The 14,850-nt window shown below is 67.5% G+C and carries 13 protein-coding genes; 6 read left to right on the top strand and 7 right to left on the bottom strand.

All coding sequences use genetic code 11. The features are described from left to right. Nucleotide 1 precedes the first annotated feature (1 nt). The 5 genes from pstB to IFT55_RS11710 all read right to left on the bottom strand — a co-directional run bounded on the left by pstB (nucleotide 2) and on the right by IFT55_RS11710 (nucleotide 5,758). Nucleotides 2-784, bottom strand: a complete 783-nt coding sequence (pstB, locus tag IFT55_RS11730; protein ID WP_192092238.1) for a phosphate ABC transporter ATP-binding protein PstB — start codon at nucleotides 782-784, stop codon at nucleotides 2-4. Next, a complete protein-coding gene (gene pstA, locus IFT55_RS11725; protein ID WP_446740724.1) occupies nucleotides 784-2,082 on the bottom strand; it encodes a phosphate ABC transporter permease PstA in 1,299 nt (432 codons plus the stop codon). Before pstA ends, pstB begins: the two co-directional genes overlap by 1 nt. Then, the gene (pstC, locus tag IFT55_RS11720; RefSeq protein WP_192092236.1) at nucleotides 2,075-3,457 is read right to left on the bottom strand and encodes a phosphate ABC transporter permease subunit PstC; all 1,383 of its coding nucleotides are present in this window, start codon (nucleotides 3,455-3,457) and stop codon (nucleotides 2,075-2,077) included. Before pstC ends, pstA begins: the two co-directional genes overlap by 8 nt. Then, complete coding sequence (locus tag IFT55_RS11715) at nucleotides 3,457-4,488, bottom strand: substrate-binding domain-containing protein (RefSeq protein ID WP_192092234.1); 1,032 nt, start codon at nucleotides 4,486-4,488, stop codon at nucleotides 3,457-3,459. Before IFT55_RS11715 ends, pstC begins: the two co-directional genes overlap by 1 nt. 67 nt (nucleotides 4,489-4,555) lie before the next feature. Beyond that, nucleotides 4,556-5,758, bottom strand: a complete 1,203-nt coding sequence (locus IFT55_RS11710; RefSeq protein WP_192092232.1) for an ATP-binding protein — start codon at nucleotides 5,756-5,758, stop codon at nucleotides 4,556-4,558. A 95-nt stretch (nucleotides 5,759-5,853) separates the two neighbouring features. On the opposite strand from IFT55_RS11710, the gene IFT55_RS11705 reads away from it, so the two are divergent. The 6 genes from IFT55_RS11705 to IFT55_RS11680 all read left to right on the top strand — a co-directional run bounded on the left by IFT55_RS11705 (nucleotide 5,854) and on the right by IFT55_RS11680 (nucleotide 12,140). Further along, nucleotides 5,854-6,249, top strand: a complete 396-nt coding sequence (locus IFT55_RS11705; protein ID WP_192092230.1) for a hypothetical protein — start codon at nucleotides 5,854-5,856, stop codon at nucleotides 6,247-6,249. 5 nt (nucleotides 6,250-6,254) lie between these two features. Next, entirely contained in the window at nucleotides 6,255-6,521 is a 267-nt protein-coding gene (locus IFT55_RS11700; RefSeq protein ID WP_342029300.1) for an HPr-rel-A system PqqD family peptide chaperone, read from the top strand. Continuing rightward, nucleotides 6,518-7,381: an HprK-related kinase A gene (locus IFT55_RS11695; RefSeq protein WP_192092228.1), complete on the top strand. Its 864-nt coding sequence runs from the start codon at nucleotides 6,518-6,520 to the stop codon at nucleotides 7,379-7,381. The genes IFT55_RS11700 and IFT55_RS11695 overlap by 4 nt, the downstream gene beginning before the upstream one ends. Then, entirely contained in the window at nucleotides 7,378-8,376 is a 999-nt protein-coding gene (locus IFT55_RS11690) for a nucleotidyltransferase domain-containing protein (RefSeq protein ID WP_192092226.1), read from the top strand. The genes IFT55_RS11695 and IFT55_RS11690 overlap by 4 nt, the downstream gene beginning before the upstream one ends. Before the next feature lie 114 nt (nucleotides 8,377-8,490). After that, nucleotides 8,491-10,350, top strand: a complete 1,860-nt coding sequence (locus IFT55_RS11685; protein WP_342029299.1) for a putative bifunctional diguanylate cyclase/phosphodiesterase — start codon at nucleotides 8,491-8,493, stop codon at nucleotides 10,348-10,350. Continuing rightward, nucleotides 10,347-12,140 (top strand): sensor histidine kinase, encoded by a 1,794-nt coding sequence (locus IFT55_RS11680; RefSeq protein ID WP_249403786.1) that lies wholly within the window; start codon nucleotides 10,347-10,349, stop codon nucleotides 12,138-12,140. Before IFT55_RS11685 ends, IFT55_RS11680 begins: the two co-directional genes overlap by 4 nt. A 24-nt stretch (nucleotides 12,141-12,164) precedes the next feature. Here IFT55_RS11680 and IFT55_RS11675 read toward each other — a convergent pair whose 3' ends face one another. Continuing rightward, nucleotides 12,165-12,896: an inositol monophosphatase family protein gene (locus IFT55_RS11675; protein WP_192092223.1), complete on the bottom strand. Its 732-nt coding sequence runs from the start codon at nucleotides 12,894-12,896 to the stop codon at nucleotides 12,165-12,167. Then, nucleotides 12,893-14,818 carry a sulfate adenylyltransferase subunit CysN gene (gene cysN, locus IFT55_RS11670; RefSeq protein WP_192092222.1) on the bottom strand — a complete coding sequence of 642 codons (1,926 nt, stop codon included), beginning with the start codon at nucleotides 14,816-14,818 and terminating at the stop codon, nucleotides 12,893-12,895. Before cysN ends, IFT55_RS11675 begins: the two co-directional genes overlap by 4 nt. Between the last annotated feature and the right edge of the window lie 32 nt (nucleotides 14,819-14,850).

Below are 14,850 nucleotides of genomic sequence, written 5' to 3'. Positions count from 1 at the left end.
CTCAGCCATAGCGGCCGGTGATATAGTCCTTCGTCCGTTCCTGACGCGGATTGGTGAAGATGTCGGAGGTCCGACCATATTCGACCAGCGTGCCGAGGTGGAAGAAGGCAGTGCGTTGCGACACGCGGGCCGCCTGTTGCATGTTATGCGTAACGATGGCGATCGCATAGCGTCCGCGCAACTCGTGGATCAGTTCCTCGATCTTCGCGGTCGCGATCGGATCGAGCGCCGAACAGGGTTCGTCCATCAGGATCACTTCGGGATCGACCGCGATCGCGCGCGCGATGCACAGCCGCTGCTGCTGCCCGCCCGACAGCGCCGTGCCGCTGTCGGTCAACCGGTCCTTGACCTCGTTCCACAGGCCGGCGCGGGTCAGCGATCGTTCGACGATGCCGTCCATGTCCGATTTGGACGATGCCAGCCCGTGAATGCGCGGGCCATAGGCGACGTTTTCATAGATCGATTTGGGGAAGGGGTTCGGTTTCTGGAACACCATGCCCACCCGCGCGCGCAGCTGCACGACGTCCATCGCGGGCGAATAGATATCCTCGCCGTCCAGCCGGATGTCGCCGGTGACCCGCGCCGACGACACGGTGTCGTTCATCCGGTTCATCGTGCGCAGGAACGTCGATTTGCCGCAGCCCGACGGGCCGATGAAGGCGGTGACATGTTCCATGTCGATATCGATCGACACGTCCTTGATCGCCTGTTTCTGGCCATAGAACACGTCGACGCCGCGCGCCGACATTTTGGGCGTGCCGTTGTTGAGAGTGGTGTCGGTCATTACCAGCGGGTCTCGAAGCGATTGCGGAGATAGATGGCGAGGGCGTTCATCGCGAGGAGGAACGCCAGCAGCACGAGGATCGCGGCACTGGTCTTTTCGACGAAGCCGCGGCTGACCTGATCGGACCACAGGAAGATCTGCACCGGCAGCACGGTCGCCGGATCGGCGAACCCCTGCGGTGCCTGCGCGATGAAGGCGCGCATGCCGATCATCAGCAACGGCGCGGTTTCGCCCAGCGCGCGCGCCATGCCGATGATCGTGCCCGTCAGGATGCCGGGCAGCGCGAGCGGCAGGACGTGATGGAACACCACCTGTACCTTCGACGCGCCGATACCCAGCGCGGCGTCGCGGATCGACGGCGGCACCGCCTTGATCGCGTTACGCCCGGCGATGACGATCACGGGCATGATCATCAGCGCCAGCGTAAGGCCGCCGACGATCGGCGCGGAACGCGGCAGGCCCAACGTGCCCAGAAACACGGCCAGCCCGAGCAGGCCGAAGATGATCGACGGCACGGCGGCAAGGTTGTTGATCGATACCTCGATCAGGTCGGTCCAGCGGTTCCGGGGGGCATATTCCTCCAGATACAGCGCCGACAGCGTGCCGACCGGAAACGCGATCATCAGCGTGATGAGCATCGTCATCAGCGAGCCTTTCAGCGCGCCCCAGATGCCGACCGCCGTCGGATCGGTCGAATCGGCGGACCGGAAGAATTCGAGGTTGAACCCGGTGCCGATCGCGTCGGCCGCCGTCAGCCGGGCGACGATCGCCTCCGCTTCGGGCGTGCCGTCGGCCTTGGCCGCTTCCTCGACGTCCGAGGTCGCGGGAACATGGATCACGACCTTGCGCGACAGGATCGACGGATCGTCCTTGATCGCGTCGCGGACGGTCAGCCACGCGCTGTCGGACACGACTTCGTTGCCTTCGCCGAACGCGGCGGCGGCGGCACCGTTGACGGCATTCTCCACGCCCGCGCCCGCCAGTGCCAGGTCCGCGCCGCGACCCTTGAGCTGGGCGGGGTTCACTTCGACGCCCGCCGCGCGGAAATCGATCGGCAGCGCGACCAGCGTGCGCTGGAACCCGCCGACCCCGGCGGCCAGCATGGTGACGAGCAGGAAGGCGAGGAAGCCCGCCGACAGCACGACCGCCGCCAGTCCGAAGAAGCGGAACCGGCGTTCGGCGGCATAGCGACGGCGGATGCGACGCTGCATCACGCTGGTCTTCCAGTCGGTCGGCGCGCGGTCGGGCGCGGCGCGTTCGACTGCGGGGGATCCGGCCACGAGGCTGGGGCTATTCATATGCTTCCCGATAGCGTTTCACGACCCGCAGGGCGACGACGTTGAGCAGAAAGGTAATCGCGAACAGCGTGAGGCCGAGCGCGAAGGCGGCAAGCGTCTTGGGACTGTCGAACTCCGCCTCGCCGGTCAGCAGGTCGACGATCTGCTTGGTGACCGTCGTGGTGCTTTCGAACGGGTTGAGCGTGATCGATGCCGCCCCCGATGCCGCCATCACGACGATCATCGTCTCGCCGATCGCGCGGCTGACCGCGAGCAGCACGCCGGCGACGACGCCGGGCAGCGCGGCGGGCAACAGCACCTTGCCGATCGTCTCGCTGGTCGTGGCGCCCATCGCCAAGCTGCCGTCGCGCATCGACTGCGGCACGGCGGCGATCGAATCATCGGCCATCGACGACACGAACGGGATGATCATCACGCCCATCACCAGCCCGGCGGCCAACGCGCTTTCCGAACTGGCGAACGGCATGCCCAGCATCACTGCGATGTCGCGGATCGCGGGGCCGACGGTCAGCGCGGCGAAATAGCCATAGACGACGGTCGGTACGCCCGCGAGAATTTCGAGGATGGGTTTCATCCACGTCCGCACCGCCGGCTTCGCATATTGCGTCAGGTAGATCGCGCTCATCAGCCCGAACGGAATCGCGACGATCATCGCGATCACCGCGCCGATGAAGAAGGTGCCCCAGAACAACGGCACCGCGCCCAGCGTCGCGCCGGGATCGGACGCGCGAATGACCTGCGGGCTCCAGTTGGTGCCGAGCAGGAAATCGGTGACGGGGACGATGCGGAAGAATCGGATGCTTTCGACCACCAGCGACAGGAAAATGCCGAGCGTGGTCAGGATCGCGATCAGCGAGGCGACCAGCAGCGCGAGCATCACCGCGCGTTCGACCCGCGTCCGGGCGCGGAAGTCGGGACGGATGCGGGTGAACGCGAACGCCCCGCCGGCAAAGGCCAGCAATACCGCCAGCGCGGTGCCGATCCAGTCGTAGCGCGACTCGGCGGCGGCATAGGCCGGGGCGAGCGTCTCCGCCTCTGGATTGAAGGCGCCATAGGCGTCGCCGCGCGCCAGTGCGCGTGCCTCCGCAAGGATCGCCGAGCGTTCGAACCCGGCGGGGGGCAGTGCGGCGGCGGCAGGCGTCGCGAGGACGGTTTCGCGTACCAGCGCAGGTGACGCGATACTCCACACCGCAAGGAACAGCAGGGCAGGTGCGGCGACCCAGATCGCCATGTGCCAGCCATGTTGTCCGGGCAGCGAATTGGGCCGTTCGGCGGCGGTTTTCGGCGCGGCGAACCGGGCGGCGCGGGCGCGTGCCACGATCCAGCCGATCAGCGCGAAGCCCAGTACCAGCAGAATGAGGGTGAAGCCGCCCATCAGTGCAGCCCCGCCGGATCGAGCGGCGTCTGGCTGGCGATTTCCGCCGTCGACTTCGCGCGGATATCGGCCGGGGCGGCGATCATGCCGCGACGGGTCAGCGGACCGCCGGGGTCCCATGACCGGGCGAAGGCGGTGAGGAAATCGGTCATGCCGGGCACGGGTTTGATATGCGCCTTCTTGACGTAGATGAAGAGCGGACGCGCGCCGGGATAGCTGCCGTCCGAAATGGTGTCGTAGCTGGGGACAACGCCCTCGATCGGCACGCCGTGCAGCCGCGCCGCATTCTCTTCGAGATAGCTGTAGCCGAAGATGCCGACGGCGTTCGGATTGGTCGACAGGTTCTGGACGATCAGATTGTCGTTCTCTCCCTTGTCGACATAGGCCGAATCGTCGCGGATGCGGGTGCAGATATCCTCGTACCGGTCCTTGTCGCTGGTCTTGAGCGCCTTGACCTGCGGCATCGCCGCCTCGCACGCCGGGACCATCACCAGTTCGACCAGCGCGTCGCGCGTGCCGCTGGTCGCGGGCGGGCCGAACACCTGGATCGGGATCGACGGCAGCGCCGGGTTCACGTCGCTCCACATCCGGGCGACGTTGGGCTTGCCCAGCGGATTGGCCGACAGCGCCAGATACACGTCGTTCTTCGACAGTTTCAGCTTTGGCCCGTTGTTCGATTCGGCCAGCGCGACGCCGTCGACGCCGACCTGTATTTCCATGATATCCTTGACGCCGTTGCCGACGCACGTCTCGTATTCCGACTTTTTCAGCCGGCGCGACGCGTTGAGGATGTCGGGATGCTGCGGCCCGATCCCGGCGCAGAACAGGCTGGCGCCCGCACCCGTGCCGGTCGATTCGATCACCGGCGCGCGCAGGTTGGGATTGGCGTTGACCAGCGCCTCCGCCACTGCGGTGGTGAAGGGGTAGACGGTCGACGAACCGACGACCTTGATATGGTCGCGCGACGTCTGCGGTTCGCATGCGGCAACGGTCAGGCCCAATGCCACGACTGACGCGATCCGGCGGTACATGCGCTTGCGAACTCCATGGTCGTATACGTTCATCCGTACCGTCCAGCGTCCCTGTGTTACCATCGCGTTACGACTTGATGACAGCGGCAAGGGGTAGCAGCACCGTGACGGTCGTGCCATCGCCCACGACACTGCCGATATCGAGGCGGCCGCGATGCCGCTCGACGATGTGCTTGACGATCGCCAGACCGAGGCCGGTTCCGCCCAGCGCGCGGCTTCGGCCTGAATCGACACGATAAAACCGTTCGGTGAGGCGCGGCAGATGATCGATCGCGACCCCTTCGCCATGGTCGCGCACCGCCAGTTCGGCCATGCGGTCGCCCGCGCGGATGCGGACTTCGACCGGCGTGCCGGCGCGACCATATTTCATCGCATTGCCGACGACGTTGTGCAGCAGCTGCGACACCTGTGCCCGGTCGCCGATGACCGTGACCGCCGGATCGATGTCCAGCGCGATGTCGGCCGCGCGGTTCGGGTTGGTCGATGCCAGTTCGTCGCAGACTGCCGTCAGCATCGCCGACAGGTCCACGGCCTGGTCGGGGGCGCGGTATTTCTCCGCCTCGATCCGGCTGAGCGAGATGAGGTCGTCGATCAGCCGCTGCATCCGGCGCGCTTCGTCGTTCATGACCTTCAGGAAGCGTTCGCGGACCGCCGGGTCTTCGCCCGCTTCGTCGCGCAGCGTTTCGATGAAGCCCAGCAGCGAGGCGAGCGGCGTGCGCAATTCGTGGCTGGCATTGGCGACGAAATCGACGCGCATCCGTTCGGTCGCGCGGTTGCCGGTCCGGTCGACCAGATGGACGAGGCGATGGTCGCGGGGCAGCGGGCGGACGCGCATCTCCCAACTCTGGTCGCGCGCGCCAAGCCCCACCAGATTGACCGGTTCGCCATCGTCGCGGTCGCCGAACAACCGTTCGGCGGCGGCGGGATGGCGGATGGCGAGGCGGACGTCGCCACCGACGATATGCTGTCCCAGCAACGCGCGCGCCGCCGGGTTGGCGAGTACGACATGTCCGCCCGCGATGGTCAGGACCGGTTCGTCGATCGCATCGATCGTCGCACGCGTCGCGGCGGTGCCGTGGGTGCGGGTGGTATCGGGCGATTCGGGGGCGGTGCCGCCATGGCTGTGGAACCCCGCGATCAGCACGGCGGCGATCGCGCCGACCAGCACGACCGCGCTGGCATTCACGCCCGCGCCCAACACGAAGGCCAGTATGGCGACGATGACCGCGAGCGCGAGTGCCAGCGGCAGGCGGGGGCCGAAATCTTCCATGCCGCCCGATAGGCGCGCGCGCCGCTTTGCGCCAGAGGGCCGCGCCGGTCGCTGTTTACGATTGCGTAAGCGGGACGCTTCATCAACATGGCCGCATGGACGACGCCCCCGAACCCCGTTCCACGCCCGGCATCGCGCGCCGCACCCTGTTGATCGGCGCGGCGGGCGCATCGGCGGTGGTATCGATCCGTCCGGCGCTGGCGCAGGTGCAGGCATCGGTGATGAACTGCGAGATTCCGGTGCCCGATCAGGCGCGCGCCGGACGCCATATCGCCGCCGACGGAACGGTGGTCGCGCCGGGGACGCCGGGCGCATTCGCCCCCGCCAACCGTGCCTATACCGGCGAGGAAGTGCGCCGCGCGATGCAGGGCATGAACCTGCCCGGCGCGGACGGCGAACGGACCCGCGCCTATACCAACTACATCCGCAAGCTGCAGTCGGGGACCAGCGGCTTCACCTGTTTCGCATCGCTTCAGATGCCGCGCGGCTGACGATCGTGGCGGCGCGGTATCATGCGCCGCCGGGGCTGCGCGTCATCGCGCTGGATACGCTGTCCGCCTTGTATCACCGCGCGTCGGGGCAGACGCATGTCGTGGCCCCGCCGGTGCCCGAAATGCTGGCGATCCTTGCGGAAGCGCCGATGACGGCGGCGGAGATGCGGGCGGTGCTGGCCGCGCGGTACGACCTGGCCGATCCCGACCCCGACGCGATCGCCGCGCGGCTGGACGAACTGGCCGCGATCGGCGTGGTCGAGAAACGATGAAGCACGTCGCGATGCTGCGCATCGGGCCGGTCGGATTCCGCATCGGCAGCGACTGGCGCGCGCCGGTCGCCGCGATCCGCGACCTGTATCGCGACTATCCGACGCCGGAGGACGGGATCGCCGATTTCAACGTCCGGCTGTTCGCGGCGGGCCCGTGGCGGCGCGTCCTGCGCCCGGCGGTGATGATCGGCGGCGACTTCACCATTCCCGATGCGGCGCCGCTGCCGCTGCGCCAGGGGCTGCTGGCGGCGGAGATGGGCATGAATCTGCAGATGGCGCTGGCGCAGCGACGCTATCTGTTGCTCCACGCATCGGCAGTCGAGCGCGACGGGCGGGCGCTGTTGATGACCGGCGTGTCGGGCGCGGGCAAGTCGACGCTGGCGGCGCTGCTGATGACGCGCGGCTGGCGGCTGATGGGCGACGAATTCGCGCTGGTCGACACGCAAACCGGGCGCGTCCATGGCTTTCCCCGGCTCATCAGCCTGAAGAACGACGCGATCGGCGTGATGGAGCGCGCCGCGCCCGCCGCGCGCTTCGGCCCGTTGCTGGCGGCGACGCCGAAGGGGGATGTCCGGCATATGGTCCCCGACGCGGTCGCGATCGGCGCGATGGACGTGCCTGCGATCCCCGCGTTGCTGCTGTTCCCGACCTTCGGCCCCGCAGCCGCGACCCGCATCGTCGAACCGGCCGAAACCTTCGTCCGGCTGACGCAGGCGTCGACCAATTACGTCGCGCTGGGCGAGCGCGGGTTCGACGCGCTGACCCGGCTGGTGGGAACGGTGCCGGCGCGTGCGATCGATTATCCCGATACGGCGACGGCGATCGCGCTGGCCGACGCGCTGTGGGACGAACTGGCATGACCGGCGCTTTGGTCGCGCGAGTGCTGGCCGACCCCGCGCACATCGCCGGTCTGGACAGCGCCGGATGGAACGCGCTGATCGCGGCGGCGCGTGCGGAACAGCTGATCGGAAGCGTCGCGGTGCGGACGCAGGGGCTGCCGATGCCCGCATCCGCCGCACGCGTCCTGAACGATGCCCGCCGATCCGCCGAACAGGGGCGGGTTGCCGCGCTGTGGGAAGCGGAGGCGGCGCGGCGCGTGCTGGCCCCGCTGGACGTGCCGGTCGTGCTGCTGAAAGGCACCGCCTATGTCGCCGCCGGGCTGGACGCCGGGCGGGGGCGGGCGATCGGCGACCTCGACATTCTGGTGCCGCGCTCGGCGATCGAGGCGGTCGAGCACGCGCTGCTGGCAGGCGGATGGGAATGGGTAAAGCCCGATCCGTATGACGATTCCTATTATCGCCGCTGGATGCACGAATTGCCGCCGATGATCCACCGCACCCGCGACCGGATGATCGACGTGCACCACACCATCCTGCCGCTGACCGCGCGGCCCCGGCCCGATGCGGCGGCGCTGATCGCGTCGGCGGTGCCGCTGGGCACCGGGCTGTCGGTGCTGTGCCCGGAGGATATGGTGATCCACGCCGCCGCGCACCTGTTCGCGGATGGCGACTTGGCGGGCGGATTGCGCAACTTGTGGGATATCGACCGGCTGGTGCGCGAGTTCGCGGACGGGGAATTTTTCGACCGGTTGCACGAACGCAGCGCGATGCACGGGCTGGCACCGGCGGTATCGCGCGCATTGCGGCTGGCGGCGTGCATCTATGCGACGCCGGTCGAGGGGGCGGGGCCGACACGGCCATCGGATCGGTGGTTCGCGCGAAAGCTGCTAGCGCGCGACGGCTGGGGGCGGTCACGCCATCCCGGGACCGGGTTCGCCTTCTATGTCCGGTCGCACCTGCTGCGGATGCCGCCTGCGATGCTTGCACGGCATCTATGGACCAAGTGGCGTAGATGACGTTCGACCTGGCTCGTCCTACACTCCGTCTGTCGCGGCAAGTGATTGTGTAAGCCTGTCTTAACCTTGAACGATCTATTGTTGGGCATGAGCGCGGAACCGGGGGCGTCCATTGTGCGGATACTGATCGTCGACGATGAACCGACGGTTCATGAGTCGTACCGTCGGTCGTTCTGCCGGTCCGATGCCGGGGATGCGCTGGCCGCGATGGCGGCGGACCTGTACGACGATATCGATTCGCCTGCCGACCGTCCGCCGGACTTCGTGCTGACGCACCATGTCCAAGGGCTGGATGCGGTCGAGGCGGTGCGTGCGGGCGTGGCGGATGGGGACCGCTTCGCCGTCGCCTTCATCGACGTCCGCATGCCGCCGGGCATCGACGGGCGCGAAACCGCTGCGCGCATCCGCGCCATCGACCCGGAAATCCAGATCGTGATCGTGACCGGATATTCCGATTTCTCGCCGCTGGACATCAGCCGGGTCGCGGGGCCGGCGGACAAGATCTTCTATATCGCCAAACCGTTCGAGGTGGAGGAGATCGTCCAGACCGCCACCGCGCTGGCGCACCGCTGGCAACTGGACCGCGAACTGGCAGTGACCCGGGCCGTGCTGGCCGACAAGATCGTGCTGCTGGAGGAACAGGCGCTCGAACTCGCGGCGAACGAGAGCAAGGCCGTCCACATGGCCAATCACGACGCGCTGACCGATGCGCCCAACCGGCTGGCGTTCGTCCGGCGGCTGACCGAGCAGGTGCGCCAGCCGCACAGTTTCGCGATGGCGATGATCGATCTGGACCGGTTCAAACAGGTCAACGACACGCTGGGGCATCTGGCGGGCGACGAACTGATCCGCATCACCTGTTCCATCCTGATCGACGCGGTCGGTGCCGACGGGTTCGTCGCACGGCTGGGCGGCGACGAATTCGGTGTGCTCATGCCCGTCACCGACGAAGCCGACGCGGTACGTAAATGCGACGCACTGATCCGCGCCTGTTCGACCAGTTTCAGCGTGTTCGGTCATTCGGTGCAGGGTGCGGCATCGGTCGGGCTGGTCGTGGTCGACGCTGGCGACGACGGGCGCGAGCCGGTGAGCGTACTGCGCCGGGCCGACCTTGCGCTGAACGAGGCGAAACGATCGGGTCGCGGCGTGGCGCGCGCCTATGACGACAGCATGGACGAATCGATCCGGTTCCGGCGTGGGATCGAAACCGGCCTGCGCGGCGCGATCGCGCGAGGCGAGCTGACGTTGCTGTACCAGCCGATCTTTGCCCGCGAAGGGCTGGAAATCGTCGCGTTCGAGGCGCTGTTGCGGTGGAACAGCCCGGAATACGGCGCGATCGGCCCGGCGATGTTCATCCCGATCGCCGAGGAATCGAACCTGATTCACGAGCTGGGCGACTGGGTGCTGGACGAGGCGCTGCGGATGCTGCCGCACTGGCCGGGGCAATATGTCTCGGTCAATTTTTCGCCGCGTCAGTTCCGCCGCCCCAATTTCGCCGGGCTGGTGATGGACCGGCTGAACGCATGGGGCATTGCCGCCGACCGGTTGCAGATCGAGATTACCGAAACGGCGATCTTCGACAATGCCGACCGCGCAGCAGAAACGCTGTCGCAACTGCGGCGGATGGGATTGCGCATCGCGCTCGACGATTTCGGGACGGGATATTCATCGCTCTACAACATCCGTACCTTCGCGCTCGATTGTCTGAAGATCGATCGCAGCTTCATCGACGGCATGGGCCGCGAACGCGAAAGCGCGGCGATCGTGCATTCGATCATCCATCTCGGCCGCGCGCTGGGGCTGGAAGTCGTCGCCGAGGGGGTCGAAACCGACGCGCAGGTCCAGGCGCTGCGCGTCGCGGGCTGTTCGCAGCTTCAGGGATATCATCTGGCGCGACCGGTCGACGCGGCCGCCGCGATCGCGCTGGCGCGGCGCAGCGACGGGGCGATCGCGGCGCGGCGCGCGCGTCCTTGAAACGCTGGCGTCGCCTGTTCGTCCCGCGATCGCTTGGCGGCAAGCTCGTCTGGATGCTGACGGCGATTGGGCTGGGCGGGGCGGTGGCGATCACGATGATGCTGGCGGTGGTCATCACCCCGACGTTCGAACGGCTGGAGGATGCGGCGGTCGACGGGCATGTCGAACGCACGCATATCGCGTTGCGCGACTTCGCGGCAAAGGTGGAGCGTGCGTCGCGCGATCAGGGCGAACGGTTCGCGACGCTGCCCGCACCGGCCATGGCCGATGCGGATATCGACGGCGTGGCCTATGTCGCGCCCGACCGAAGCATTCGTGCGCGCTGGATCGATCCGGCGACGCGGCGGGATATGCCGCCGATGCATGACCGGTGGACGGCCGGTATCGCCGCGATCGATCTGGACCGCCGGCTGGGCACGCGTGGATCGGCCAGCTTCTATCTGCGGCTGGACGACCGGCTGGCGGCGGTCGGCGTGGCGCGGTTGCGCGACGGGGTCGCCGCCGCGCCCGACGGGTTCGTGGTGATGGCGCGCACGCTGTCTTCGCGCGAACTGGCCGGCCTTATCGGGCAACGGGCCGCGATCCGGTTCGATTCCGCCGGGTCGGAACGGCGCGTGGCGACGTCCGCCCGGTCGCTGCGAATCGCGGTGCCGGTGGTCGGCGCCGACGGGGCGCCGGTTGCCGACGCGGTGTTCACCGTGCGGCGCGACCTGACGATGCTGGGACGGCAGTTGCTGTGGCTGTCGGTCGGCGGCACGTTGTTGCTGCTACTGATCGTACTGGCGGTGTTGACCCGGATGATCGCGCAACTGGTGCTGCGTCCGCTGGCGACCGTCGAACGCCACATGCAGGCCGTGCGCAAATCCGGGACGATGCGCGTGTTGCCGCAGGATCGCCGCGACGACGAGATCGGATCGCTCGTTACCAGCCTGAACGCGATGCTGCGCCAGTTGAACGACCTGTCCGAACAGGTGGAGGCGCAGTCGTTCACGCTGGGGCGTACCGAAAGCGCGGTGGCGGTGATGCACAATGTCCGCAACGCACTGTCGCCGATCAGCACGATCCTGTCGCACGGGCTGGCGCAGCCGCCGGTCGCGGATCGCGCCGTCGTCGATCGCGCCATCGCCGAACTGGCGGACGACACGGTATCGCCGACGCGGCGGCGCAAGCTGGCCGGCTATCTCTCCGCCGCCGCGCAGGCGACGATGGAGTCGCGGCTGGAGCGGGTGCGGCAACTGGAGATCGGCCGGGCCGCATTGCATCAGGTGCTGGAGATCATCGGCCAGCAACAGCATGCGTCGCACGAACGCCCGCCGGTCGATCCATGCGACGTCACCGATATCGTCGCCCGCAACGCGGCCATCGCGCGCTATTCGCGCGAACGCTCGATCGCCTTTTCCTTCCCTGCCCAGCCGCGCTGGGTGCTGGCGAACCGCGTGATCCTGAGCCAGGTGATCGGCAACCTGTTCGCCAACGCGTCGGAAGCCATCGCCGCGCAGTCGGAGGAGGGCGGTCAGATCGCCGTGACGATCGCGGAAGCGGCGGGCGAGGTGATCGTGACCATCGCCGACGACGGAGAAGGATTCGATCCGTCCGATGCGCCGATGCTGTTCCAGCGCGGATTTTCGACGCGTACGAACAAATCGGGCGGACTGGGGCTGCACTGGTGCGCCAATGCGGTGGTCGCGATGGGCGGGCGGATCGACCTGTTCAGCGACGGACGCGGGCGAGGCGCGCGGGCAGTGCTGCGGTTGCCGGCGGCGAAGGCGATGGTGAATCAGGCCGCGTAGGACAATGCAACCGCCGCCGCGATGTCAGTTTCCGGCGGCGACCAGCGCCAGCACGCGCGCCGCGTCTTCATGGCGGCAGATCAACAGGTCGGGCAGCCACGTTTCGTGACAATTATACCGGAGCGGCGAACCGTCGATCCGCGACGCGTGTAATCCGGCGGCCAGCGCCACCGCGACCGGGGCACAGCTGTCCCATTCATATTGTCCGCCAGAATGCAGATAGATGTCGGCATCGCCGCGCACCACCGCCATCGCCTTTGCCCCCGCCGATCCCATCGGGATCAGTTCGGCATCGATCGCGGCGGCAACGGCCAGCGCTTCGGCGGCGGGTCGCGACCGGCTGACGACCATGCGTCGCCGGGGCGGGGCGGGGGGGACGATCGCGGCGGGATCGCTGGACAGGACGACGCCCATCGCGGGCAGCGCGACTGCCCCCGCCACCGCCACGCCGCCTACCGCCAGCGCGATATGCACCGCCCAGTCGTCGCGTCCTTCGGCATATTCGCGCGTACCGTCCAGCGGATCGATGATCCACGTATGCGGCGCGGCGCAGCGCAGCTTGTCGTCGACCGATTCTTCGGACAGCACGAAATCGTCCGGGCGGGCGGTGCGCAGCCGGTCGAGGATCAGCGCATTCGCCTGATGGTCGCCGCGATCGCCCAGCGCCTTACCCGTTTCGCGGCCTTCGTTGCGGATCGCGAGGAGCAGCGCGCCAGCTTCTGCAGCGATCGACGCGGCGAGTTGGGCGTCGCTCACAATACCGGCGCCCAGATGCCGAGCACATGTTCGACGATGCGTTCGGCCGCCGCCTCGGGCGTTTCGCGCGTCGTGTCGACCCGTATTTCGGGTGTCAGCGGCGGTTCGTACGGGCTGTCGATGCCGGTGAAATTGGCCAGCGCCCCGCTGCGTGCCTTTGCATACAGCCCCTTCACGTCGCGTGCCTCGGCGACGTCCAGCGAGGTGTCGACGAATACCTCGACGAATTCCCCGGCGGGCAGCATCGACCGGGCCAGATCGCGCTCCGCCCGGAACGGCGAGATGAACGCGGTGAGTACGATCAGCCCGGCATCGGCCATCAGCTTGGCGACCTCACCCACCCGGCGCACATTCTCGACCCGGTCGGCGTCGGTGAAGCCCAGGTCACGGTTCAGCCCGTGGCGGACATTGTCGCCGTCGAGCAGGAAGCTGTGCTTGCCCAGAGCGTGCAGTTTTTTCTCGACCAGATTGGCGATGGTCGACTTGCCCGAACCCGACAGGCCGGTGAACCACAGGACGCGCGGCGACTGGTTCTTCTGCGCGGCATGCGCTTCGCGGGTGATGTCGATCGATTGCCAGTGGACGTTCTGGCTGCGGCGCAGGGCATAGTCGATCATGCCCGCCGCGACGGTCGCGTTGGTGATCTTGTCGATCAGGATGAACCCGCCCAGATCGCGGTCGTCGGCATAGGCTTCGAACGCGATGCCGCGATCGGTGAACACGTCCGCCACGCCGATATCGTTGAGTTGCAGCGTCTTTACCGACAGTTCGGCCAGTGTGTTGACGTCGATCGCATGGCGCGGTTGCTGGACGGTGGCGGAGACGGTGTTCGCCCCCGTCTTCAGCCAATAGGCGCGGCCCGGCAGCAGCGGTTCGCCGTCCATCCACACGATCGTCGCGCGAAACTGGTCGGCGACCTGTGGCGGGGCGTCGGCCGCGACGATCACGTCGCCGCGCGAACAGTCGATCTCGTCCGTCAGCGTCAGCGTGATCGACTGGCCCGCCACCGCTTGGGTCAGGTCGCCGTCCATGGTGACGATCCGCGCGACATGGCTGGTGCGGCCCGATGGCAGGACCCGCACCGCGTCGCCCGGCCGGATGGTGCCGCTGGCGATCAGTCCCGCGAAACCGCGAAAGTCGAGACTCGGACGGTTGACCCATTGCACCGGCAGGCGGAACGGCCGCACGGCGGCGGCTTCGCTGTCCAGTTCGACGCGTTCGAGATGCTCGATCAGCGCCGGTCCGTCATACCATGGCGTATTCGCCGAAGGACCGGTGATGTTGTCGCCGCGAAACCCGGACAGCGGGATCGCGGTGAACGCGTCGATCCCGATCGACGTGGCGAAGGCGCGATAGTCCGCGACGATCGCGTCGAACGTCGCCTGATCGTACCCGACCAGATCCAGCTTGTTCACCGCCAGCACGATGTGACGGATGCCGATCAGATGCGCGAGGAAACTGTGCCGCCGCGTCTGCGTCAACACGCCCTTGCGCGCGTCGATCAGGATCACGGCAAGGTCGGCGGTCGATGCTCCGGTCACCATGTTGCGGGTATATTGTTCGTGGCCGGGCGTGTCGGCGACGATGAACTTGCGCTTCTCGGTCGCGAAAAAGCGATAGGCGACGTCGATCGTGATGCCCTGTTCGCGTTCGGCGGCCAGCCCGTCGACCAGCAGCGCGAAATCGATCTCCTGCCCCTGCGTCCCGACCCGCTTCGAATCGCTTTCCAGCGCGGCGAGCTGATCCTCGAAGATCATCTTCGAATCATACAGCAGCCGGCCGATCAGCGTCGATTTTCCGTCATCGACCGATCCGCAGGTGATGAAGCGCAACAGCGACTTCGATTGGTGCTGCGCCAGATACGCATCGATGTCCTGTGCGATCAGCGCGTCGGGGGTGTAGGCGGGGATGGGGGCGGTCATATCGTTACGTCACCCCGGCAAAGGCCGGTGGC

Origin of the sequence: Sphingomonas sp. CFBP 13720 (assembly GCF_014842075.1) — a bacterium.
Classification (GTDB): Bacteria; Pseudomonadota; Alphaproteobacteria; order Sphingomonadales; family Sphingomonadaceae; genus Sphingomonas.
This window is presented reverse-complemented; position numbering and strand designations above follow the sequence as displayed.

Coding starts and splice junctions, on each gene's coding strand:
- IFT55_RS11715 (WP_192092234.1), bottom strand. CDS start 4,488: ATGTACCGCCGGATCGCGTCAGTCGTGGCATTGGGCCTGACCGTTGCC.
- pstA (WP_446740724.1), bottom strand. CDS start 2,082: ATGAATAGCCCCAGCCTCGTGGCCGGATCCCCCGCAGTCGAACGCGCC.
- cysN (WP_192092222.1), bottom strand. CDS start 14,818: ATGACCGCCCCCATCCCCGCCTACACCCCCGACGCGCTGATCGCACAG.
- IFT55_RS11705 (WP_192092230.1), top strand. CDS start 5,854: ATGGACGACGCCCCCGAACCCCGTTCCACGCCCGGCATCGCGCGCCGC.
- pstC (WP_192092236.1), bottom strand. CDS start 3,457: ATGGGCGGCTTCACCCTCATTCTGCTGGTACTGGGCTTCGCGCTGATC.
- pstB (WP_192092238.1), bottom strand. CDS start 784: ATGACCGACACCACTCTCAACAACGGCACGCCCAAAATGTCGGCGCGC.
- IFT55_RS11690 (WP_192092226.1), top strand. CDS start 7,378: ATGACCGGCGCTTTGGTCGCGCGAGTGCTGGCCGACCCCGCGCACATC.
- IFT55_RS11710 (WP_192092232.1), bottom strand. CDS start 5,758: ATGGAAGATTTCGGCCCCCGCCTGCCGCTGGCACTCGCGCTCGCGGTC.
- IFT55_RS11695 (WP_192092228.1), top strand. CDS start 6,518: ATGAAGCACGTCGCGATGCTGCGCATCGGGCCGGTCGGATTCCGCATC.